Origin of the sequence: Mycolicibacter terrae (assembly GCF_010727125.1) — a bacterium.
GTDB classification, from domain to species: domain Bacteria; phylum Actinomycetota; class Actinomycetes; order Mycobacteriales; family Mycobacteriaceae; genus Mycobacterium; species Mycobacterium terrae.
On the sequence record NZ_AP022564.1, the window covers coordinates 3,340,782 to 3,362,449 of the forward strand.

General features: G+C 68.2%; 19 protein-coding genes. 7 read left to right on the forward strand and 12 right to left on the reverse strand.

Annotated elements, in window-relative coordinates; translation table 11 throughout:
* Positions 1–9 precede the first annotated feature (9 nt).
* The 3 genes from G6N23_RS15820 to G6N23_RS15830 all read right to left on the reverse strand — a co-directional run bounded on the left by G6N23_RS15820 (position 10) and on the right by G6N23_RS15830 (position 2,894).
* Positions 10–465, reverse strand: a complete 456-nt coding sequence (locus tag G6N23_RS15820) for a hypothetical protein (protein WP_085262596.1) — start codon at positions 463–465, stop codon at positions 10–12.
* Positions 466–539: 74 nt separating this feature from the next.
* Positions 540–1,952 (reverse strand): cell division protein PerM, encoded by a 1,413-nt coding sequence (locus G6N23_RS15825; protein WP_085262653.1) that lies wholly within the window; start codon positions 1,950–1,952, stop codon positions 540–542.
* A gap of 45 nt (positions 1,953–1,997) precedes the next feature.
* Positions 1,998–2,894, reverse strand: coding sequence for a DUF5336 domain-containing protein (locus G6N23_RS15830; RefSeq protein WP_085262597.1), 897 nt, complete (start codon positions 2,892–2,894; stop codon positions 1,998–2,000).
* Positions 2,895–3,050: 156 nt separating this feature from the next.
* Here G6N23_RS15830 and G6N23_RS15835 point away from each other — a divergent pair, with 156 nt between their 5' ends.
* Complete coding sequence (locus G6N23_RS15835) at positions 3,051–3,896, forward strand: LLM class F420-dependent oxidoreductase (protein ID WP_085262598.1); 846 nt, start codon at positions 3,051–3,053, stop codon at positions 3,894–3,896.
* Between the two features lie 21 nt (positions 3,897–3,917).
* Here G6N23_RS15835 and G6N23_RS15840 read toward each other — a convergent pair whose 3' ends face one another.
* The 3 genes from G6N23_RS15840 to sucC all read right to left on the reverse strand — a co-directional run bounded on the left by G6N23_RS15840 (position 3,918) and on the right by sucC (position 7,620).
* Positions 3,918–5,450, reverse strand: a complete 1,533-nt coding sequence (locus tag G6N23_RS15840; protein WP_085262599.1) for an acetyl-CoA acetyltransferase — start codon at positions 5,448–5,450, stop codon at positions 3,918–3,920.
* Positions 5,451–5,539: 89 nt separating this feature from the next.
* A complete protein-coding gene (gene sucD, locus G6N23_RS15845; RefSeq protein WP_085262600.1) occupies positions 5,540–6,442 on the reverse strand; it encodes a succinate--CoA ligase subunit alpha in 903 nt (300 codons plus the stop codon).
* Positions 6,443–6,444: 2 nt separating this feature from the next.
* Entirely contained in the window at positions 6,445–7,620 is a 1,176-nt protein-coding gene (gene sucC, locus G6N23_RS15850; RefSeq protein WP_085262601.1) for an ADP-forming succinate--CoA ligase subunit beta, read from the reverse strand.
* A gap of 269 nt (positions 7,621–7,889) precedes the next feature.
* On the opposite strand from sucC, the gene G6N23_RS15855 reads away from it, so the two are divergent.
* Both G6N23_RS15855 and G6N23_RS15860 read left to right on the forward strand, forming a co-directional pair.
* The gene (locus tag G6N23_RS15855) at positions 7,890–8,936 is read left to right on the forward strand and encodes a M23 family metallopeptidase (protein ID WP_085262602.1); all 1,047 of its coding nucleotides are present in this window, start codon (positions 7,890–7,892) and stop codon (positions 8,934–8,936) included.
* A gap of 9 nt (positions 8,937–8,945) precedes the next feature.
* Entirely contained in the window at positions 8,946–9,506 is a 561-nt protein-coding gene (locus G6N23_RS15860; protein ID WP_085262603.1) for a hypothetical protein, read from the forward strand.
* Here G6N23_RS15860 and pcrA read toward each other — a convergent pair.
* Positions 9,503–11,821 carry a DNA helicase PcrA gene (gene pcrA / locus G6N23_RS15865; protein WP_085262604.1) on the reverse strand — a complete coding sequence of 773 codons (2,319 nt, stop codon included), beginning with the start codon at positions 11,819–11,821 and terminating at the stop codon, positions 9,503–9,505. The genes G6N23_RS15860 and pcrA overlap by 4 nt on opposite strands.
* 248 nt (positions 11,822–12,069) lie before the next feature.
* Here pcrA and G6N23_RS15870 point away from each other — a divergent pair, with 248 nt between their 5' ends.
* The 4 genes from G6N23_RS15870 (at position 12,070) to cysW (ending at position 16,401) form a co-directional block, all read left to right on the forward strand.
* Positions 12,070–12,333, forward strand: a complete 264-nt coding sequence (locus tag G6N23_RS15870) for a chorismate mutase (protein WP_234808716.1) — start codon at positions 12,070–12,072, stop codon at positions 12,331–12,333.
* Positions 12,334–12,384: 51 nt separating this feature from the next.
* Complete coding sequence (gene pgi / locus G6N23_RS15875) at positions 12,385–14,049, forward strand: glucose-6-phosphate isomerase (RefSeq protein WP_085262606.1); 1,665 nt, start codon at positions 12,385–12,387, stop codon at positions 14,047–14,049.
* Between the two features lie 631 nt (positions 14,050–14,680).
* Entirely contained in the window at positions 14,681–15,583 is a 903-nt protein-coding gene (gene cysT, locus G6N23_RS15880) for a sulfate ABC transporter permease subunit CysT (RefSeq protein WP_085262607.1), read from the forward strand.
* A complete protein-coding gene (gene cysW / locus G6N23_RS15885; RefSeq protein WP_085262608.1) occupies positions 15,580–16,401 on the forward strand; it encodes a sulfate ABC transporter permease subunit CysW in 822 nt (273 codons plus the stop codon). Before cysT ends, cysW begins: the two co-directional genes overlap by 4 nt.
* Here the strand turns inward: cysW and G6N23_RS15890 are convergent.
* The 5 genes from G6N23_RS15890 to G6N23_RS15910 form a co-directional block, all read right to left on the reverse strand.
* Positions 16,382–17,131, reverse strand: a complete 750-nt coding sequence (locus G6N23_RS15890) for an SDR family oxidoreductase (RefSeq protein ID WP_085262609.1) — start codon at positions 17,129–17,131, stop codon at positions 16,382–16,384. The genes cysW and G6N23_RS15890 overlap by 20 nt on opposite strands.
* Before the next feature lie 50 nt (positions 17,132–17,181).
* Positions 17,182–18,045, reverse strand: coding sequence for an Fpg/Nei family DNA glycosylase (locus G6N23_RS15895; RefSeq protein WP_085262610.1), 864 nt, complete (start codon positions 18,043–18,045; stop codon positions 17,182–17,184).
* Positions 18,046–18,063: 18 nt separating this feature from the next.
* Complete coding sequence (locus tag G6N23_RS15900) at positions 18,064–18,465, reverse strand: phage holin family protein (protein ID WP_085262611.1); 402 nt, start codon at positions 18,463–18,465, stop codon at positions 18,064–18,066.
* A gap of 62 nt (positions 18,466–18,527) precedes the next feature.
* On the reverse strand, positions 18,528–18,812 hold the full coding sequence (locus G6N23_RS15905; protein WP_085262612.1) for a hypothetical protein: 285 nt from the start codon (positions 18,810–18,812) through the stop codon (positions 18,528–18,530).
* A 35-nt stretch (positions 18,813–18,847) separates the two neighbouring features.
* Complete coding sequence (locus G6N23_RS15910) at positions 18,848–21,610, reverse strand: helix-turn-helix transcriptional regulator (RefSeq protein WP_162291747.1); 2,763 nt, start codon at positions 21,608–21,610, stop codon at positions 18,848–18,850.
* Positions 21,611–21,668 lie beyond the last annotated feature (58 nt).

The following is a 21,668-nucleotide window of genomic DNA, read 5'->3' on the forward strand; positions in this document are numbered from 1 at the left end:
GCCGGGCAATCAGGCCTGCTTCCGGCCTCCGTCTCGGACGATCCTGAGCGCGGTCGCCACGCCGTCTGTCCAGATTTCGGCCTTGTCCCACATCACGTCGGGGTGGCCGGCCGGGTGAATGCCCTGGCTGATCTTGTCGACCCGCCGGCACGCGAGGTCCTGGAAGTCTCGGTCGTCCAGCTCGGGGAACTCCTCGTATTCGCTGCAGAGTTCGGCGCTTTCCAGCCGTTCGTAAAGCGCTTCGGCCAGCGCGCTGGACAAGCCGATCGATGTCTTCTCCTCGGACATCTGAAGCCCGACCACGACGCCGTCCAGCCAGATCGTCGCCATGACATCGAGAATCGGCTCGTGGCCGGGCGGCAGCACCAGCTGGGCCAGCTTCTCGACACGCATGCCCGCCAGCCGATGCAGATTTCGCGCGCGGGGTCTGACGTTGTCGCTGGCGACGTCCGTGCCCACAGTCATGCCACCTATGCGACCAGGACTGCACGAGGAATATAAGGGACTGAAGTCCTCAATTCAGCCGGTACGGTCGCAGCCTAGCCGGGCCGGTTGAATCCGTCGTCGTCGGTGAACATCAGGTCTTCGGGGTCTTCGAGCGGCCCGGGCGGCTCGGTCGGTGCGTGCGGCTCGGACGCCCGTGGCGGGTCGGGTTCGGGCGTCCAGCTCAGCTCGCCGCCCTCGATGACCTCGTCGGGTTCGAAGAGCTCGTCGGGCTCGAAGAGCTGGCCGGGGTCTTGCACGTCGACCACCTCGGCCTGGGCGGGGACCGGTTCGGGCTCGCTGGGCGGAACCGGCGGCAGCATCGGCGGCATCCGGACCGCCCCCCGGGTGACACCGCCGATCATCACGACCGTCAGCGCACCGATCGCGGCGAACCAGCAGAACACCGCCGGGCCGAAGGTGACCTGATCCACCCCGACGTCACCGAAGTTGCCCAGCCGCCCGCCGCCGGCGAAGCCGAGCAGCGCCATCGCCACTGCCGCCATGAACGCGGCGGTCAGCACCTTGGCCAGCGCGGGCAGCAGGGGCAGGGGCCGCCGCGCGCACTGCTGCCCGACGGCCACGCCCGAGGCGGCGCCGATGATCAGCAGGGCCACCCACACCGGGCCCAGTGGCGGGGTGGGCGCCGCGGCCAGGATCGGCAGCGCCGGGATGTCGCCCCCGAGCACGGTGAACGCGCTGAACAAGGCCGGCCCGATGTGCGCGCTCGATCCGACGGCCATCGCTGCCGCGCCGACGAGGACGTTGGGCACATACAGCACCGCCAGCAGTGTCAGGCTGAGTTGGCCGAACAACGAATCGGTGATCGCGTACAGCTCGTGCATGGTCCCCCAGTGCAGGACCAGGGAGGCGACCGTCACGGCGCCGGCAAGCCCGCACAGGGCCAGCACGCCGGTGACCGCGGCGCGCACGGACTCCGCCAGCCAATCCGGCAGCGACGTCTCGGCCAGCGCCCGCCGGCCCATCCGCAAGCCCACTCCGATCGCGGCGCCGATCGCATGCACGACGAACACGTGCGCGAAGGCGCTCAGGGCATGCGGGGTCTGCAGTTCGCTGATCACCGATGCCGCGTCGTGGATGACCGCCAGCGAGACCGCGGCGATCAACAGCGGGCCGCCCAGCGCCGAGGCCACGATCCAGCGGACGACGAACCAGGAGGTGCCCGCCGAGGTGGCCTGCGCGGTGGTCCGCGCGGTTCCGGCCACCATCAGCAGCACCGGAAGCAGCGGCAGCACGCCCAGCTCTCGGCCGTCGATCGAGATCGGCACCTGGTGCACGCCCAGCCACATGCTGGCGATGGCACCCGAAGCCCCGGTCATGTCGCTGTTGGCGATCAGCAACTGCAGCAGCGTCACCGCTGCGATGAGGGTCAACGCCACGACGGACGGGCCGAACGCGACCCGCACCAGGTCACGCGTCGGGTTCGAACCTGGTTTGCCGTCGGTCACCGGTGTCACGCTGCGAGCACGTTCAACTCGGCGCGCGGGCGCGGGTTAGGTCTGCGCCGGCCCCGACGGGGCGGAGCCGCCCTGCGACTGCTGGCCGCCGGTCGAGCTCTGGCCCTGACCGGATCCGCCCTGGCCACCCGTCGAAGAACCACCCGGACCGCCCGTCGAGGATGCGCCCGAACCGCCGGCCTGCGGCTGCCCGAAACTGGGGAATCCGGTCGGCGGTGTGGGCGGGCCCTGCTGCGCCGACTGCGCCTGCTGGGGACCGGAGTTGAATCCGCCGGTGGAAGGCCCCGACTGGGCGCCGAAGGCTCCACTGGACGGGTAACTGCCGTACGACGGGTATCCCGACTGCTGCTGTTGGCCCTGGTGGCCATAACCCTGCTGACCCGGCTGGCCGTAGTAGTTGCCCCCCGGCGGCAACCCGTACTGCGCGTAGGGGTCGTACTTGGGGCGCGGGGCCGGCGCGGTGACCACTCCGGCCTCCAGCAGCAACGACCCGATCGCAGCGGCGGCCTGCAGGATGCTGAAGGTCAGCACCAGCCACAACCCCCAGCCGATCGTGTAGTTGTCACCGGACTCGGCGATCGTCGAAATCGCCAGCAGCGCCCCCAGCGAGGCGACCACGGCGATCACCGCGGTGTAGAGCTTGGTCTTGGGCAGCAGGCTCACCCCGGCCAGCAGCGCGGCCAGCAGCGCCAGCGGAACCGTGTGGCCGGCGTCGCTGAGGATCAGCGGGTACTCGCCGTCGGTGACGGTCACGATCGGACCGAAATTCGCCAAGTAGACACCGAAACCCAGCACCACCACCACGATCTGCAAATACAGCGGCAACTTGCTCTCGACATCGCTGGCCGACTTGGCGAACGACGGGGTCGATGGTCCGTAGGAGCCTGGTGGCTGGGAAGGCTGGAAGCCGGGGTTCCCGGGCGAGTAGGTCATGACCTCTCCTGTGCTTGGGGGCAGGTGCGGGTGGGCGGTGCGGCGCGGTTCGTTGATCCACGCTAGCGCACTCGCGGCCGGAGCCGGTGGGTCAGCGCCGCGCCGGACGGGACCCCCCGTTTGCCCACCGAACAGGAACACGTTCTAATCACGGATATGGATTACGGGCTTGTGTTGTTCACCAGTGACCGCGGTATCGCTCCGGCGGCGGCGGCCAAACTCGCTGATGATCACGGCTTCACCACTTTCTATGTGCCCGAGCACACTCATATTCCGGTGAAGCGGCAGGCTGCGCATCCGACGACCGGGGATGAGTCGCTGCCCGACGACCGCTATATGCGCACGCTGGATCCGTGGGTGAGTCTGGGGGCCGCATCCGCGGTGACCTCGCGGGTGCGGTTGTCCACCGCGGTGGCGTTGCCGGTCGAGCATGATCCGATCACGCTGGCCAAATCGATCGCCACCCTTGATCACCTCTCCGGTGGGCGGGTCAGCCTGGGCGTCGGCTTCGGCTGGAACACCGATGAGCTGGCCGATCACGGGGTGCCGCCGGGGCGGCGGCGCACCATGCTGCGCGAGTATCTGGAGGCGATGCGGGCACTGTGGACCCAAGAGGAAGCCTGTTTCGAGGGTGAGTTCGTCAACTTCGGGCCGAGCTGGGCGTGGCCCAAGCCGGTGCAGGCGCACATCCCGGTGCTCGTGGGTGCGGCCGGCACCGAGAAGAACTTCAAGTGGATCGCCCGCAGTGCTGATGGCTGGATCACCACGCCGCGTGACTTCGACATCGACGAACCGGTCAAGCTGCTGCAGGACACCTGGGCGGCCGCCGGGCGCGACGGGGCGCCGCAGATCGTGGCGCTGGACTTCAAGCCGATACCCGAGAAGCTGGCCCACTGGGCCGACATCGGTGTCACCGAGGCGCTGTTCGGCCTGCCCGACAAGCCCGAAGACGAAGTCGCCGCCTATGTCGAACGCCTGGCCGGAAAGCTCGGCCTGTCCTAGCGCGAGAAGCGGGCGGGTCGCTCAGCGCAACGAGCAGCGGTTGCCGTAGTCCAAGGCGCGCACCGTGATCGGCGTCCCCAACGGCTCACCGTCGGACAACAGCGCCACCAGATCGTCGTCCTCGGTGGTCGCCAGGAACCGGCTGCCGTCGGCGTCGAGCCGGCCGATGATGATCCCGGTCCGGGTCTCCCAGTCGTAGCGGACGCTGTAGGTCTCGATCGTCGCCGGGCCCTCGGCACTCTCGGTGACGGCCACGGCTGCGCCGCCGTCGATCAGAGCCTGACGTTCGGCGCTGCGATCCGGTGTCCACGGGACCGGGGCGGTCGAGTACACCCCCACCGAGTATTTGCTCATCATGCCGCCGTTGGCGCCGACGAACGCGAATTGCCCTGGGGCACTGCGGGCCGCCGCCACCGCCTCGGCGATGGCATGCATCGAGTAGTTGTTGCCGGCGCCGCCGAAGAACGGCAACCCGCCGGTCATGGTCAGGCCGCGCGGGTCGTCGGCGGCCAGGCCGAAGGCCTCGCAGATGTTGAACACCGGCACCGGAAAGCAGCTGTAGAGATCCATTGCGGCGACGTCGTCGAAGCCGATCCCGGCCATCGCGAGCGCCTCGGTGGTCGCGGCCACCGCAGCCGGGTAGGCGCCCAGGTCGGGGCGTTCGAGCAGGCGCTGCTCACGCATGTCGGCGTGCCCGTGTAGATACACCCAGCGGTCTTCGGGCACACCCAGGCGCCGGGCCGCCTCGACCGACATCACCAGTGCCGCGGCACCCTGGTTGACCTGGTCGCGGGCCACCAGCAGCCGCGGGTAGGGGTCGCAGATCATCCGGTTGGCGGTGCTGATCGTGATCAGCTCATCGACCGAGCGCTCCACCGGCGAGGCCGAGAACGGGTTCTTCGCGGCGATCTTGGTCATCGGGGCGAACAGTTCCCCCATGGCCTGCAGATAGTCGGCCGGGCTCAGACCCAGGCGGGCCCGCCGGGCGTTCTCCAGCAGGCCGTATTGCACTGCCGCGCCGGTGAGTCCGTGGATGACGGTGTAGTGCTCGACGAACTCCTCCAGGCCGTAGCCCCGGTCTTCGAGCTGCCCGTCGATGGTCTCGCTGAAATCGGGCTTGTCTTCGGCTTTGGCGAAGTGACGCAGCGTCGAGGTCGCGTCGGATCCGCACAGCAGCACCACGTCGGCGGCGCCGGCCACGATCTCACCGGCGAATTCGCTGAGCAGCTTCTGCGGCCCTTGGCCGCCCACCTTGTCCAGCACGGCCCGAGCCGGGTCGGCACCGATCAGGCGGGCCACCGAGCGCGGGAAGTTGTTCGACTTGCCCAGGGGCGCTGGAGCTTTGGGGATCGAGTTCTCGAACGCCCGGGTGGCCACCACCGCATCGATGGCTTGCGCAATCTGCTCGGCGACCGCGCCGGTGTCGGCCAGGGCGGCTTGCGCGGCGGCGGCGGCCAACGCGACCGGCGACATGACGCGATAGTCGGCGTCGTCGATGCGTTCGGCGGATTGCCCGACGCCGACGACGACGGGCGTGCGTGGATCGATGCTCATGTACTCACCCCTTTATGGCGAGCAGACGCAGAATCGCGCTGCAAGCACCGCTTGCGTGCGATTCTGCGTCTGCTCGCGCCAAGAAACTGCTACCGGCTCTCCAGGAGCTGGCGGGCCAGCGCCGCGGTTGCCGACGGGGTCTTGCCCACCTTCACACCGGCGGCCTCCAGTGCCTCCTGCTTGGCGGCCGCGGTGCCCGAGGAACCGGACACAATCGCGCCGGCGTGCCCCATGGTCTTGCCCTCCGGAGCGGTGAACCCGGCGACGTAGCCGACCACCGGCTTGGTGACGTTGGCCTTGATGTAGTCGGCAGCCCGCTCCTCGGCGTCGCCGCCGATCTCACCGATCATCACGATGACCTTGGTGTCGGGGTCCTTCTCGAACGCCTCGATGGCATCGATGTGGGTGGTGCCGATCACCGGGTCGCCGCCGATGCCGATGGCGGTGGAGAACCCGAAGTCCCGCAGCTCGTACATCATCTGGTAGGTCAGCGTGCCGGACTTCGACACCAGGCCGATCGGTCCGGAGCCGCTGATGTTGGCCGGGGTGATCCCGACCAGGCACTCGCCGGGGGTGATGATGCCCGGACAGTTCGGCCCGATGATCCGCGTCTTGGCGCCCTTCTCCAGGTTGTAGGCCCACGCGTAGGCGCTGTCCTGCACCGGGATGCCCTCGGTGATGACCACCAGCAGGCCGATCTCGGCGTCGATGGCCTCGATCATCGCGTCCTTGGAGAACTTCGGCGGCACGAAAGCGATCGACACGTCGGCGCCGGTTTTCTCCATGGCCTCGGCCACGCCACCGAACACCGGCAGCTTGATCATCCGGCCACCCTTGTCCTCATGGGTGACGGTGGTGCCGGCCTTGCGGGCGTTGACGCCGCCGACGATCTGGGTGCCGGCCCGAAGCATCCGGGCGGTGTGGATGGTGGCCTCGCTGCCGGTGATGCCCTGGACGATGACCTTGCTGTCCTTGTTGACGAAGATCGACATGCTTATGCGTCCTTTCCGGCGTGCGCCAGCTCGGCGGCCTTGTCGGCGGCCTCGTCCATGGTGTCGACGAGGGTCACCAGCGGGTGGTTGGCCTCGGCCAGGATCGCCCGGCCCTCCTCGACGTTGTTGCCGTCGAGCCGAACCACCAGCGGCTTGGTCGCGGTGTCGCCGAGGATCTTCAGCGCAGCCACGATGCCGTTGGCCACCGCATCGCACGCGGTGATGCCGCCGAACACGTTGACGAAGACACTCTTGACCTGCTTGTCGCCCAGGATGACGTCCAGGCCGGCGGCCATCACCTCCGCGGAGGCACCGCCGCCGATGTCGAGGAAGTTCGCCGGCTTCACGCCGCCGTGCTTCTCACCGGCGTAGGCGGTGACATCCAGTGTGGACATGACCAGACCGGCGCCGTTGCCGATGATGCCGACCTCGCCGTCGAGCTTGACGTAGTTCAGGTCGTGCTCTTTGGCCTTGAGTTCCAGGGGGTCGGTGGCGTCGATGTCGGCGAACTCGGCGTGGCCGGGCTGACGGAACTCGGCGTTACCGTCGAGGGTGACCTTGCCGTCCAGCGCCAGGATCTGGTCATCGGGGGTGCGCACCAACGGGTTGACCTCCACCAGGGTGGCGTCCTCGGCGACGAAGACCTCCCAGAGCTTCTGGATGGTCACGGCCGCGGCGTCGAGCACCTCGGCGGGCAGGTGGCCCTGCTCGGCGATCGAGCGGGCGAACGCCAGGTCGACACCCTTGACGGCGTCGACGGGCACCTTGGCCAGCCGCTCCGGCTTGGTCGCGGCGACCTCTTCGATCTCCATTCCGCCCTCGACCGAGCACATGGCCAGGTAGGTGCGGTTGGAGCGGTCGAGCAGGAAGGAGATGTAGTACTCCTCGGCGATGTCACTGGCCTCGGCGACCAGCAGCTTCTTGACGATGTGGCCCTTGATGTCCAGGCCCAGGATGTTCTGCGCGTGAGTGAACGCGTCTTCAGGGGTGGCGGCGTATTTGACGCCACCGGCCTTGCCGCGGCCGCCCACTTTGACCTGGGCCTTGACCATCACGGGCCGGCCGATCTCGGTGGCGATGTCCTTGGCGTCCTCAGCCGTGGTGGTTACTCGGCCCGGGGTGGTGGGCACGTTGTGCTTGGCGAACAGCTCCTTCGCCTGATACTCGAAAAGATCCATGGGCTCACTGTCTTATTACGGGTAGCCGGTAGGCCGGCACTGTCGGATTCAAGAGGATTTAACTCCCGAGGCACTGTATCGACCCCGCGGCGAGGTTCCGCCCTCCCATACCATCGCTGTGGCACATCTCACCGCCCGTAAAACGTGATTAGTTTCACATTTGCGTCCGGATTTGACCGATGGCTTGCCACCGGATGCGGAACTGGTTACCGTCACCGAGTCTAGGTCTTTATAACGTTCTGATTACGACCAGAGGATCTTCCAGGCTGATGCAGCACGGATCACCCATGCGCCCGGTTTCTCGCGGGGTCACCTCCCGCTATCGGAACGGCGCTGCGGCGGCTGCAAACCGGTCTTCTGTTCCGAGCCCCGCCGAGGTGACCGACATCATTCCTTTCAACGAGTTCGGACGGCTCGACGACGCCCCGTTCAGCGACGCCGCGTTTACCGGCGCCGCCTTCGACGGCTCGGCTGACGTGCTATCGGCGCCGGAGCTGGACGACATGACCGACACCGACAACATGCCGGTCCTGCGGCTGGCCTTCCCCCGCGGCGGCTACCCGGACGAGTACGTCTACGGCTTTCCGCGCGAAGCGGCCGGTGTGCCGGTCCGCCGCGGCGGAAAACACCGCAGCCAGCCCACCAGCGCGGTCAAGAGCCGCGTGATGATCGCCGCGATGGCCGCCGGCGCGGCCGCTGCCGCCGCGCACGCCGCCACCCACCCCTCGGGCGACGCCGTCGCCCGGCCCGCCGTACTGGTCGCCAGCAAGACGACGCTGAACGACGGCACCACCACCACCTCCAGCCGCGGCATGCAGATGATCACGGTCAAGGCCGCGGCCAATGTCGTGGTGCACAACGAGGAGCTGGCCAAGGGCGTGGCCTTCGCCCAGGAGCGTGCCGAGCGCGAGGCCCGGCTGCAGCGCCCGCTGTTCGTCGCGCCGACCCAGGGCGCGTTCACCTCGAACTTCGGCTACCGCTGGGGTGTGCTGCACGCCGGCATCGACATCGCCAACGCCATCGGCACCCCGATCCTGGCGGCTTCCGACGGCGTGGTGATCGAGTCCGGCGCCAGCGCCGGCTACGGCATGCTGGTCAAACTGCGTCACTCCGACGGCACGGTCACGCTCTACGGGCACATCAACCGGTCGCTGGTCAGCGTCGGCGAGCGCGTCATGGCCGGCGACCAGATCGCCGAGATGGGCAACCGCGGCTATTCCACCGGCCCGCACTTGCACTTCGAGGTGCTGCAGAACGGCACCAGCAGGATCGACCCGACTTCTTGGCTCGCCAAGCGCGGGATCAATTTCGCTTAACCTGGGTTGGTGACCGACCGCCACCATCCGCCCACCGGTGCTAACCCCTCGAGTCCTTCCGGAACCGATCCGGCCAGTGCTGCCAGCCGCATCATCCGCCGGGCCCCTACCGGCGCCATCCCGATCGTCACCGGTGCGCAGCGGATGCCCCCGGCGGCACAGCCCCCGGTGGCTCCCCGGCCGGCCCCGACCCAGACCCCGTCGGCCGTTGTCCCGATCAGCGCCTGCGTGTTGTCCATCGTGGGCTGCTGGGCCACCTCGGTGGTATCCACCGACCTGATTGCCAGCTGGTGGCACACCGACCGGCTGTTCTGCGTCGCAGTGGGTTTCTTGAGCCTGGTGTTCGCGGTGACGACGGTGACCGGGGTGATCATGCTGCTGCTGCGTCGTCCGCTGGGCCGATACCTGATCGCGATCGGTGCCGTGGTCGCGCTCCTGACCTTTGGCAGTCTTTTCCTCGCGGGCGCCCGAGTGCCGGGGATCGTGCACGTGATCCCGTTCATCCAGGCCGCCACCGTCGCGGCAGCACTGCACCCGGCCACCAGACGCTGGCTGTCGGAGTCGTTTTAGAGCTTGGTCACCGGCGCGTGGTTGTGCATCAGCTTGACCCGCCCGGAACTGCCGAAGTCGATCAGCGACATCGCCGACTCCCCCACCCCGGAGACTTCCTCCACCCGGCCCAGGCCGTACTTGTCGTGCGTCACCCGGTCCCCGGGCGCCAGCACCAACAACGGCCGGTTTCCGGAGCGGCTCGGTGCCGGCCGCGGCGTACCGAACCGGCCGGCACCGCTGACCGGGGCGCTCGGCGCCGCGGTGGCATCGGTGCGCCGCCAGTCGACGAGCTCCTGCGGGATCTCCCGCAGAAAGCGTGACTCCGGGTTCAGCATCGGTTGGCCCCACGATGAGCGCACCTTGGCCCGGCTGAGGTAGAGCCGTTGCCGGGCCCGGGTGAGGCCGACGTAGGCCAGCCGGCGTTCCTCGGAGAGCTCGCGGGCATCGCCCAGCGACCGCATGTGCGGAAACATGCCGTCCTCCCAGCCGATGACGAACACCACCGGGAATTCCAGCCCCTTGGCGGTGTGCAGGGTCATCAGCGTGACCATTCCGGAGCCGTGCTCGGGGATCTCGTCGGTGTCGGCGATCAGCGAGACCCGCTCCAGGAACGCCGCCAGCACGCCGACGTCAGGGATGTCTTCTTCCTCGTCCAGCCTGTCCTGTTCGGCGAGTGCGTTGGCCCGGTCGATGCTGAATTCGTGTGCGACGCTGACGAGTTCGTTGATATTGTCCAGCCGGGCCAAATCCTGCGGATCGGTGGAGGCCTCGAGTTCGGCGCGGTAACCGGTGCGGTCCAGCACCATCTCGACCAGCCCGCCGAGGTCGTCGTCGCACGTGTTGAGGTGTGCCCGCAGTTCGTCGAGCATCGCGACGAACGCCGAGATCGCGTTCTGGGAGCGGGTATTGAACATCGGCACCTGCCCTTCGGCAGCGGCGCGCAGTGCGGCGGCGAATCCGGTGCCGGTGTTCTCGGCGTGCACCGACACGCACGCCTCGGCGCGGTCCCCGATGCCGCGGCGCGGGGTGTTGAGGATGCGCCGCAGGCTCACCGCGTCGCCTGGGTTGTCCAGCACCCGCAGGTAGGCGATGACGTCGCGGATCTCTTTGCGCTCGTAAAAACGCACGCCGCCAACGACTTTGTACGGGATGCCGGCGCGGATGAACACCTCTTCCAGCGAACGGGACGCGTTGTTGGTGCGGTAGAAGATCGCGATGTCGGAGTAGTTGACCGCGCCGGCGTCGGACAGGGCGTCTATCTCCTGTGCGACGAACCGCGCCTCGTCGTGCTCGTTGTCGGCGACATAGCCGACGATCAGCTCGCCGTCACCGGAGTCGGTCCACAACCGCTTCTCCCGGCGTCCGGAGTTGTACGCGATCACCGCGTTGGCCGCCGACAGGATGTTCTGGGTGGAGCGGTAGTTCTGCTCCAGCAACATCGTCGTCGCGTCCGGGTAGTCGCGCTCGAAGTCCTCGATGTTGCGGATGGTCGCGCCACGAAAGGCGTAGATCGACTGGTCGGCGTCCCCGACCACGCACAGCTCCGCCGGCGGGATGTCACTCGCCTGTTCACCCGCCATTGAGTGCCCCGCCAGCTCGCGCACCAGCACGTACTGCGCGTGGTTGGTGTCCTGGTACTCATCGACCAGGATGTGCCGGAACCGGCGGCGGTAATGCTGGGCGATCTCCGGGAACGCCTGCAGGATGCCGACCGTCTCGCCGATCAGGTCGTCGAAGTCCAGGGCGTTGGCCGAGCGCAGCCGGCGCTGGTATTCGGCGTACACCGCAGCCACAACCCGGCTCAGGTCATCGGAGTCTTCAGTCAGGTCGGCCAGCGCTCGGTCGGGGTCGATCAGTTCGTTCTTGAGGTTGGAGATCGCATTGGCCAGCAGCCGCGGCGAGTGCCGTTTGACGTCGAGGCCCATGTCGCGGCCGATCATCAACAGCAGCCGCCGCGAGTCGTCGGCGTCGTAGATGGAGAAGTTGGAGTTCAGCCCGGGAACCACCGAGGCCTGGTTGCGCAGAATCCGCACGCAGGTGGAGTGAAACGTCGATACCCACATGACGCGGGCGCGCGGGCCGATCAGCGACACCACCCGCTCCCGCATCTCGGCGGCGGCCTTGTTGGTGAAGGTGATCGCCAGTACCTGCCCCACCCCGACGTCCCGGGCGGCCAGCAGGTAGGCGATGCGCCGGGTGAGCACCGCGGTCTTGCCCGAGCCGGCGCCGGCGACGATCAGCAGCGGCGAGCCCTCATGCAGTACGGCCTGGCGCTGCTGCGGGTTGAGCCCGTCGAGCAGGTGATCGGTTTGCGGAGTCGCGTGCACTGTCATATCGCAACCCAACGTACCGCCGCCAGACGACAGTCTTTGCGCTGGCACGGCCCTTAGTGGCAGACTCGTTTCGTGCGCGACACACAGCGTCGATTTTTCTACGGGTACCGATCAGCGGTGCCCGTGGTTTAGACGCAACGCCTGCGCCCCGCGGTCCGCTTCGCCGACCCGGGGCTTGTCTGTTGTGTGAGGCCGGATCGCCGATGGGACCAGAAAACACCAACAGCGAGAATCTGGAGTCCGAACCCATGACTGCCCAACCCCAACAGCTGCCTGACATCGATGAACTGCGCCACGAGATCGACCGGCTCGACGCCGAGATCCTGGCCGCGGTCAAGCGACGCACCGAGGTGTCGCAGGAGATCGGCAAGGCCCGGATGGCCTCGGGCGGCACCCGACTGGTGCACAGCCGGGAGATGAAGGTGCTCGAGCGTTACAGCGAGCTCGGCCAGGACGGCAAAGACCTGGCGATGCTGCTGCTGCGACTGGGCCGCGGCCGACTCGGTCACTAAGCGGCTTTGACCGGCCTGCGCCGGGTTCGCGATCGCCGCTAGTGTCGGGGAATGAGTCCCGTTCAACAGATCCCCGACATCTCCGCCACCCCGGCCTGGGACGCGTTGCGCAAGCACCACCAGCGGATCGGCGATGCTCACCTGCGTCAGCTGTTCGCCGACGACCCCGAACGGGGCGAGAAGTTCACCATCACCGTCGGCGACCTCTACATCGACTACAGCAAGCACCGCCTCACCGACGAGACCGTCGGCCTGCTGCTCGATCTGGCCCGGGCGGCCGGCCTGGAGGAACGGCGCGACGCGATGTTCGCCGGGGTGCACATCAACACCTCCGAGGACCGGGCGGTGCTGCACACCGCGTTACGGCTGCCGCGCAACGCCGACCTGAACGTCGACGGTCAGGACGTCATCGCCGACGTGCATGCGGTGCTCGACGCGATGGGCGACTTCACCGACCGGCTGCGCAGTGGGGAATGGACCGGAGCCACCGGAAAGCGCATCGAGACCGTCGTCAACATCGGCATCGGCGGCTCAGATCTCGGCCCGGTGATGGTCGACCGGGCACTGCGCCATTACGCCGATGCCGGCGTCTCGGCGCGGTTCGTCTCCAATGTCGATCCGGCCGACCTGATCGCAAAGCTGGCCGGTTTAGACCCCGCGACAACGCTTTTCATCGTGGCCTCCAAGACGTTCTCGACACTGGAGACGCTGACCAACGCCACCGCGGCCAGGCGCTGGCTGACCGGCGCCCTGGGCGATGCCGCGGTGTCGAAGCATTTCGTGGCGGTCTCCACCAATGCCGGGCTGGTCGAGGAGTTCGGTATCGACACCGCGAACATGTTCGGCTTCTGGGACTGGGTCGGCGGGCGGTACTCGGTGGATTCGGCGATCGGGCTGTCGGTGATGGCGGTGATCGGCCGGGAGCGCTTCGCGGAGTTCCTCGCCGGATTCCACGTCGTCGACCAGCATTTCCGCACTGCGCCATTGGAATCCAACGCGCCCGCGCTGCTCGGCCTGATCGGGCTGTGGTATTCCAACTTCTTCGGCGCCCAGTCCCGCGCGGTGCTGCCCTACTCAAACGATTTGGACCGCTTCGCGGCGTATCTGCAGCAGCTCACCATGGAATCCAACGGCAAGTCGACCCGCGCCGACGGCTCCCCGGTGGTCACCGACACCGGCGAGATCTTCTGGGGTGAGCCGGGAACCAACGGCCAACACGCGTTCTACCAGTTGCTGCACCAGGGCACCCGGCTGGTGCCGGCCGACTTCATCGGCTTCTCCCAGCCCCTCGACGACCTGGCCACCGCCGATGGCACCGGCAGCATGCACGACCTGCTGATGAGCAACTTCTTCGCCCAGACCCAGGTGCTGGCGTTCGGCAAGACCGCCGAGGAGATCGCCGCAGAAGGAACGCCCGCAGACGTCGTGCCGCACAAGGTGATGCCGGGCAACCGGCCGACCACCTCGATTCTGGCCTCCCGGCTCACCCCCTCGGTGCTGGGCCAGCTGATCGCGCTCTACGAGCATCAGGTGTTCACCGAGGGCGTGGTGTGGGGCATCGACTCCTTCGACCAGTGGGGGGTGGAGTTGGGCAAGACGCAGGCCAAGGCGCTGCTGCCGGTGCTGACCGACGACTCCTCCCCGCAGCCGCAGACCGACAGCTCCACCGACGCGCTGGTGCGTCGCTACCGGGTGGAGCGCGGCCGAACGAAGTAGTCACCGGGGCGGCGCCGGGCGGACTTTTTCTCTCAGCCTGACTTTTTACCGGCCACCGCGGATCTCGGCCGGCTCGGGCGCCCGCCGCTCCAGACGGCCGATCGGCGACGCCCTGTGGCCGGGCCGCGTTGAGCCGTTCTCGACCGTCGGTTTCCCGCGGCGAGATGCGAGTCGTTTCCACAGTAGGGGCGATGGGCGCCTCGCATCGGGATTCCCACGTCGGCAACGGATTTCGCCACAGAATTCACACCCGCGACGATGGCGGCCGGGTGCGGGCGGGGTATCGGCCGAGCCGATCCCGGGCGATCGGGTTCCGCAGCGCCGCGGCGAGCGGCGGCCGGGTTCGCCGGCATCTTCTCCGCTGCCGGGGAAGCGGATGGGTCACCGGCCCGGGCCAGAAGGCAGCCCATCACCGGAACGATCGAGATGTCGACTCCCGGCTCGTTCTTTAGGCTTCGCGCCATGCAGATGGCATCCGGTGTCTGGCGGCGTAGCGCCGTGGTTTTGCTGCTGCACTGTTGTTGCTGACTCCTCGCCGAACGGTTTGCCGGCGATTCAGACGCAGATACCAGTTCTCGGTGGTCACTGTCGGCAGTGACCCGTGCCGAACATCCGGCGTTGGAAGGCCCGCATGTATTTGTCCACCGCACCGGCGACCATCGACGCCGGGGTCTCCGGCAGAGATTTCCGGCAGGCCGCCGCCGGAATCCCGGCCACGGCGGCACACCCGCCGGCGTCCGGGCGATCGATGGTCACGCCGCTTCGCATCGGCGTGACCACGCTATGGCTGTCGGTCATCGTGCTGCTGCCATTGGCGGCCATCGTCTGGCAAGCAGGCGGCAGGGGCTGGCAGGGGTTCTGGCTGGCCATCACCTCACACGCGGCGATGGAATCCTTCCGGGTCACGCTGACGAGTGCGGTGCTGGTGACCGCGCTCGACGTGGTATTCGGCCTGGCGACCGCCTGGGTGTTGGTGCGCGATGCCTTCGTCGGGAAGGGCTTGATCGATGCGCTGATCGATCTGCCGTTCGCGCTGCCGACGATCGTCACCAGCTTGGTGATGTTGGCCCTGTACGGCAACGCCAGCCCCGTCGGCATTCATCTGCAGCACACTCCGGCCGGGGTGGTGATGGCGCTGGCCTTCGTCACGTTGCCCTTGGTGGTGCGCGCCGTCCAACCGGTGCTGCTGGAGCTCGATCGGGACGCTGAAGAGGCGGCCGCCTCACTGGGCGCCACGCGTCTGACGACCTTCCGCCTGGTTCTACTGCCGTCGCTGCGGCCCGCGCTGTTGACCGGGGCCGGGCTTGCGTTTTCGCGGTGCGTCGGGGAATTCGGCTCGGTCGTGACGATCGGTGGCGCGGTGCCCGGCAGGACCGAAGTGTCATCGCAGTGGATTCGCGCGTTGATCGAGACCGACGACCGCACCAGTGCAGCGGCGATATCGATTGTGTTATTGGCGATCTCGTTCGCTGTGTTGGTTTTGCTGCGGACCGTCGGCGGGCGTGCGGCCAAACGGGAGGAGGAGGACGGATGACACCGCGGTTGGAGCGGCGTCATCTCCTGCGGGTCGGTGTCTTGGCCTATATCGGCGTGATGCTGATCGCTCCGGTGTCGATAATCCTGTACCGGACATTTCGTCCCGGGTTCGGGCACTTCTGGGCCTGGGTGAGCACCCCGGCGGCGGTCTCGGCGCTGAAGCTGTCCCTGCTGCTGGTCGTCATCGTGGTCCCGCTGAATGCGTTGTTCGGCGTTTTTACATCGATCCTGCTGGCGCGCACCAATTTTCGGGGACGATCAGTGCTTCAGGCGATCCTCGACATTCCGTTCGCGGTCTCGCCGATCATCGTGGGGGTCGCACTGATCGCGCTGTGGGGTTCGTCCGGGGCTCTGGGATTCGTGGAGAACACCCTCGGAATCAAGATCATCTTCGGGCTGCCCGGGATGGTACTGGCCAGCATTTTCGTCACCCTGCCGTTCGTCGTGCGCGAGGTTCAGCCGGTGCTCACGGAGGTCGGAATCGAACAGGAGCAGGCCGCGGCGACGCTGGGCTCGAGTTCGTGGCAGACGCTTTGGCGGATCACGCTGCCATCGATCCGCTGGGGCCTGACCTACGGCATTGTGCTGACCACCGCGCGCACGCTCGGCGAGTTCGGTGCCGTCATCATGGTGGCGTCGAACCTGCCGGGTGATTCACAGACGCTGACGTTATTGGTCAACGACCGTTACCACCGCGGAGCCGAGTACGGCGCCTACGCACTGTCGACGCTGCTGATGGGCGTCGCCGTGGCGTTCTTGATCGCGAAGGCGATCCTGCTGGTGTACCGCCTGCGGCTCAGGCGAAGCGTTTGGTGAACCGCGGCGGCAGCCGGCGCATCACCCACACCATCGGCGCCCACGGCCAGGGCGGCACCACCGCCCGGCCGGTTTCGCGTTCGATCGCGCCCACCATCGCCTTGACCCCGGATTCGTTGTCCACCATCAACATCGTCGACGCCGACTTGGCCGTCATCTCCGACTCGATATAGCCCGGCTCCAGCACCGTGACCTTGATCGGGCTGCCGGCGTACTCGGCGCGCAGCGACTCACCCAGCGACGACACCCCGGCCTTGCTGGCGGCGTAGGCCGCCTTGACGCCGGGCACACCCTTGTTGCCCAGCACCGAGGAGATCAGCACCAGGTGCCCGCTGCCGGCGGAGCTGAACATCTCCAGCGCGGTCTCGATCTGGACCAGCGCGGCGACCAGGTTGGTTTCGAGGGTGGCCTTGTTGGCCCACAGCTTCCCGGCCCCCAGCGGGGCGCCCTTGCCGATCCCGGCGTTGACGATGACCCGGTCGATTCCGCCGAGTTCGCCGGAGAGCTGGGCGAACACCTTGGGCACCTCGTCATGGTCATTGACGTCGAGGGCTGCCACCGCCACCTTGACGCCGGGATACTGCTGCGTCAGCTCGTCTTTCAGTTCCTCGAGGCGGTCGATTCGACGAGCGCACAGGGCCAGGTCGCGTCCGCGCGCGGCGAATGCGCGGGCCATCCCGGCTCCCAGCCCAGAGCTTGCCCCGGTGATGAGGATCTTCTGACGAACCATCCGGGCAGCCTAGCCCGGATCGACGGCTCTCAAACACTCGCGGGGTCCGGCTACTTGAGCAGCCGCGACATCCTCCGGTCGGCGAGCACCTTGCCGCCGGTCTGACACGTCGGGCAGTACTGGAAAGACTTGTCGGCGAACGACACCTCGCGCACCGTGTCGCCGCAGACCGGACACGGCAGCCCGGTGCGGGCGTGCACCCGCAGCCCGGAGCGCTTCTCCCCCTTGAGCGTGGCGGCCTGCTGACCGACGGAGCGGGTCACCGCGTCGGTGAGCACGGCGCGCATCGCCTCGTGCAGCGCGGCGAGCTGCTCACCGGAGAGCTTGGCCGCGGTCGCGAACGGCGAAATGCGCGCGGTGTGCAGGATCTCGTCGCTGTAGGCATTGCCGACCCCGGCGATCACCTTCTGATCGGTGAGGACGGTCTTGATGCGCCCGGTGTTGCCGGCCAGCAGGCCGGCCAGCTCATCGGCTGTCACCTCCAGCGCGTCGGGACCCAGGCCGCCGATTCCCGGCACCTTGTCCGGATCGTCGACCAGCCAGACCGCCAGGCGTTTCTGGGTGCCGGCTTCGGTGAGGTCGAATCCGGGCGCCTGCCCCGGGGTCGCCAGATGCACCCGCAGCGCGATCGGTCCCTTGCCGGGCCGCAGCGGCGCCGGCGCCAGCTGGTCCGACCAGCGCAGCCAGCCCGCCCGGGACAGATGCGCGATCAGGAACAGATCGCCGGCCTGCAAGCCGAGGTATTTGCCCCAGCGATGCGCACCCGTGACGATCTGGCCGTGCAACGCCGCCAGCGGCGGGTCGAAGGTCTTGAGCACCGAGAACGCCACCACATCAACGCGGCCGACGGTGCAACCGACGGCGTGACGGCGCAGGTGATCGGCGAGCGCCTCGACTTCGGGCAGTTCGGGCATGCCCTCGAGTCTGCCCGGTTACCGGGCGATGCGCCGGGCGTCGCGCAGCACCAGGGACAGCACCCAGCTCACCAGGGACAGCACGATCGCCGCCCAGATGGCGTCCCACCAGAAGTCGGCGATGTACAGGCCCCAGTGCCTGGCGGTTTTTGCGGTGATCCACGCGGTGATCCACAGCATCAACGCGTTGATCACGATGTGGAACAGCCCCAGGGTGAGGATGTACAGCGGGATCGACAGCAGCTGCACCACCGGCTTGATGAAGGCGTTGACCAGCCCGAAGATCAACGCGACGACGAAGATGATGCCGACCCGCGCGACCGTGGTGTCACCGCCGACGATCTCGACTCCGGGAACGATCTGGGTGACCACCCACAGCGCGAGCCCGGTCAGTGCGGCGCGGATCAGGAACGGTCCCATGGGCAGATCCTGCCACGCCGAACTCGCCGACGACGCGGTTCCGGTGGGATGTCGAGCGGCGGTCAGCCCCCGGCGGCTCCGAGGCGGGCCCGCACCCCGGCCGTGATCCGGTCGACGTGCCAACCGGCTGTTCGGCAGGCCGTCACGACGGCATCGGCGGATTCGGCAGTGATCACCCCGAACATGGTCTCGTCGGTGGGCGAGGTCAGTGCGACCAGCAGCGTGGCCTGCACGGCGGCGGCGGCGCCGGCGAGCCGATCGATGGCGGCGTCGACGACCGAGTCGACCAGATCGGGTTGGTACCACTCCACCAGGAAGCACTGACGCGCCGCCTCGCTGTCGCTCACGCCCCCGACATTAAGGCGGAAGCGGCCCCGGCGAATCAGGGATTTCCCTGGACATCCGCGGCATTCAGCGCAGCGAACAGCGCAGCGCGCGAGCGGATGCCCAGTTTGCGGTACACACTGCTCAGGGTCATTTCCACGGTCTTGGGTGCGATGAACAACTCCGCGGCGATCTGCTTGTTGGACAGTCCGGCGGCAGCGTGCTCGGCGACGCGACGCTCAGCGGGGGTCAGGTCGGCGCCCCGGCCGGCCGCGGTCATCCGGTCCAACTCGGCACGGGCACGCCGCTCCCACAGCGGTGCGCCCAGACGCTCGAAGGTCTCCAGGGCCGCGCGCAGGCTGGCCTGGGCGGCCTGCTTGCGACGGCGGCGCCGTTGCACTTGGCCCAGCAACAGCTGGGTTCGGGCCTTTTCGAACGGCATGGGAAGCCGTTCGTGATGCCGCAGCGCTTCCTGCGCGGCCTGCTCGGCGGCGTCGAGGTCGCCACGCGCGGCCAGCAAGTGGGCGCTCCCGCGAGCGCCCACGGCCCGCATCCACGGCCGGTCGTGACGGGCGCCATTGCGTTCGAGCGCCACGACCAGTGGTTCGGCCTCGTCGAGCCGGCCCAGCGCTGTGAGGGCCTCCACGGCGTCGGGGAGGTGGCCCCCGACCACGATCTCGGTGCCCTGCTCCGGGTCGAACGAAGCCAGCAGCGGCTCCAGCACCTTGATCGCAGCCGGGTAGTCGCCGAGCGACACCTCGAGGAACCCCAACACTCTCGCCACCGCATCGCACAGCAACGCGGCCCCGGTCGCGCGGCAGACCCGAAGGGCAACCTCCGTAATCTCGCGGACATCCTGCGCGCGGCCGGTATAGGCGGCAACCTCGGCCTGACCTATCCACGCCTCGGTGAGCACGTGCCTGCCGCCCATCTGCTCGGCGCGCTGGACGGCGTCCTCAGCGGTTTCCGCCGCGTCGGCATAGCGGCCGGCCCAGAGATCGATCATGGTGGCGTGGTGGGCCACCCACAGGATGTCGATCTCGGTGCCGCTGCGCAGACACCGCTGCCGGACCACGTCGAGTTGAGAGCGGGCCGCCTCCAACTCACCGGTCCAGGCGGAGATGACGGCCGCAACCGCAGCTGCCTGAAACGCCGCGACCGTCGCGCCGTCCGGCTTCTCCAGTTCCAGTGCCAGCTGTAACGCCTGAACATCGACCCCGAGCCCATGGACGAAGCCGACGATCACGCCGACCGCCAACGCCTGGCTGCGCAATGCACCTATACCGAGCTGTTCGGCTTGCTCCACCGCCGCGCGTGCGTGGCGGACGGATTCCTCGAGTTCTCCGATCATGGCGGTGGTCGGCACCAGCAGCAGCCGGGCCTGCAACTGCAGCATCGCGTTGTCGGTCGTGGCGATGGCCTGATCGAGCAGGTCCGCACCCGCTACCAGGCTCTCGTCGTAGCCGGTGATGGCGGCGAGCGCGATCAGCGCCATGCAGCGCAATCCGCCCGGGGGCAGGTTGTCGAGGGTCGATTCCAGGTGTGCACGCGCCGCGCCGAGTGCCCCGGAGCGGAAATGCTGCTCGGCGGCCCGTAACCGGCGCACAGGATTGTCCCCGCCGAGATTGATTGCGAGCTCGATCAATTCGGCGGCTACCGCCGGTGCTCCACGCGCCTGGGTGGCTTGGGCGGCAGCGTCGAGGGCTTGCACGGTGTCCGGATCGCCGGTGGTGGCCGCCAGCGCCAGATGACGCGCGGTCAGCTCCGGCTCCTCGACGATGTCGGCCAGCCGGCGATGCATGGCTCGCCGCGCCGCCGGGCCGGCGGCGCTGTACACCCCGGTGGCGAACAGCGGATGACGAAACCGGATCCGGCTGCCGTCGATCTCGACCACCTCACCGGCGTGCTCGGATTCGACCAGCTCGACGACGCGGTCGGGGCTGATGCCGGTGGCGCGACTCACCCGATCGACGGTGGGCAGCGCGGCAGAGGCTGCTGCCAGCATCACAGCGGCGACGTCTCCGTCGGGGCATCCGATGTTGTGGCGCACCAGCTCGGCCAGGGCATCAGGGAGTCCGAACGCAGCCCGACCGGGGTCCTCGGCAACGAACCGTGCCAGCTCGATCGCGAAAAACGGGTTGCCGCCGGAGATTTCATGGATCCGGGTGATCGACGGCCGCGGCAACGTACGCCCCAGCCGCGCGGATATCAGGGCGTGCACGCCGCCCAGCGTCAGCGGGGTGATCCGCACCCGCTCCACCGACCCGGGACGTCCCGGATTCAGCCAGGTCATGTTGGCGGCGCCCGGTGCGCCGGTTCGGAGGGTGATCAACAGACCGACCCGGCCGGTGAGCCGTCGTTCCGCAAACCCGATCACCACCTGGCTGGACATGTCCAGCCATTGGGCGTCGTCGATGCAGAGCAGCACCGGCGTATCCGAACTCAGTCTGCGGATCACCGCCAGGAACGCGGTCGCGACCAGCCGTTCATTGCCGGCGGGGCCGTCGCCCGCGCCCAGCAGGACGCGGTCCAGTGCCGCACGCTGCTCCTCGGGCAGCTCAGCCAGCACCCCGGCGTCGACGCGGGCGAGCAGGTCGGCCACCGCCGCGTAGGCATAGCGGACCTCGGTGGGGGCGCCGACCGCCGTGAGCACCAGGTACCCCCGTGCCGCCGCGACCTCTGCCGCCTCCCACAGCAGGGTGGACTTGCCGATCCCGGCTTCGCCTTCGAGCACGAGGGTTCCGGGTTCCGCCAGCGCGCGGTCCAGGAAGGCGCGCACCACCGCGGCCTCAGCCTTTCGGTCCGCCAAACCCGTACTCACGACCACAATTGTGGCAGCAGCGACCCTTGACGGCACAGGTTTGCCATGTGGTTCCGGT

Excerpts from the sequence above, each read along its gene's own strand:
- G6N23_RS15820 (WP_085262596.1), bottom strand. The coding sequence starts at position 465 with ATGACTGTGGGCACGGACGTCGCCAGCGACAACGTCAGACCCCGCGCG.
- G6N23_RS15830 (WP_085262597.1), bottom strand. The coding sequence starts at position 2,894 with ATGACCTACTCGCCCGGGAACCCCGGCTTCCAGCCTTCCCAGCCACCA.
- G6N23_RS15835 (WP_085262598.1), top strand. The coding sequence starts at position 3,051 with ATGGATTACGGGCTTGTGTTGTTCACCAGTGACCGCGGTATCGCTCCG.
- G6N23_RS15840 (WP_085262599.1), bottom strand. The coding sequence starts at position 5,450 with ATGAGCATCGATCCACGCACGCCCGTCGTCGTCGGCGTCGGGCAATCC.
- sucD (WP_085262600.1), bottom strand. The coding sequence starts at position 6,442 with ATGTCGATCTTCGTCAACAAGGACAGCAAGGTCATCGTCCAGGGCATC.
- sucC (WP_085262601.1), bottom strand. The coding sequence starts at position 7,620 with ATGGATCTTTTCGAGTATCAGGCGAAGGAGCTGTTCGCCAAGCACAAC.
- G6N23_RS15855 (WP_085262602.1), top strand. The coding sequence starts at position 7,890 with ATGCAGCACGGATCACCCATGCGCCCGGTTTCTCGCGGGGTCACCTCC.
- pcrA (WP_085262604.1), bottom strand. The coding sequence starts at position 11,821 with ATGACAGTGCACGCGACTCCGCAAACCGATCACCTGCTCGACGGGCTC.
- G6N23_RS15870 (WP_234808716.1), top strand. The coding sequence starts at position 12,070 with ATGACTGCCCAACCCCAACAGCTGCCTGACATCGATGAACTGCGCCAC.
- pgi (WP_085262606.1), top strand. The coding sequence starts at position 12,385 with ATGAGTCCCGTTCAACAGATCCCCGACATCTCCGCCACCCCGGCCTGG.
- cysT (WP_085262607.1), top strand. The coding sequence starts at position 14,681 with ATGTATTTGTCCACCGCACCGGCGACCATCGACGCCGGGGTCTCCGGC.
- cysW (WP_085262608.1), top strand. The coding sequence starts at position 15,580 with ATGACACCGCGGTTGGAGCGGCGTCATCTCCTGCGGGTCGGTGTCTTG.
- G6N23_RS15890 (WP_085262609.1), bottom strand. The coding sequence starts at position 17,131 with ATGGTTCGTCAGAAGATCCTCATCACCGGGGCAAGCTCTGGGCTGGGA.
- G6N23_RS15895 (WP_085262610.1), bottom strand. The coding sequence starts at position 18,045 with ATGCCCGAACTGCCCGAAGTCGAGGCGCTCGCCGATCACCTGCGCCGT.
- G6N23_RS15900 (WP_085262611.1), bottom strand. The coding sequence starts at position 18,465 with ATGGGACCGTTCCTGATCCGCGCCGCACTGACCGGGCTCGCGCTGTGG.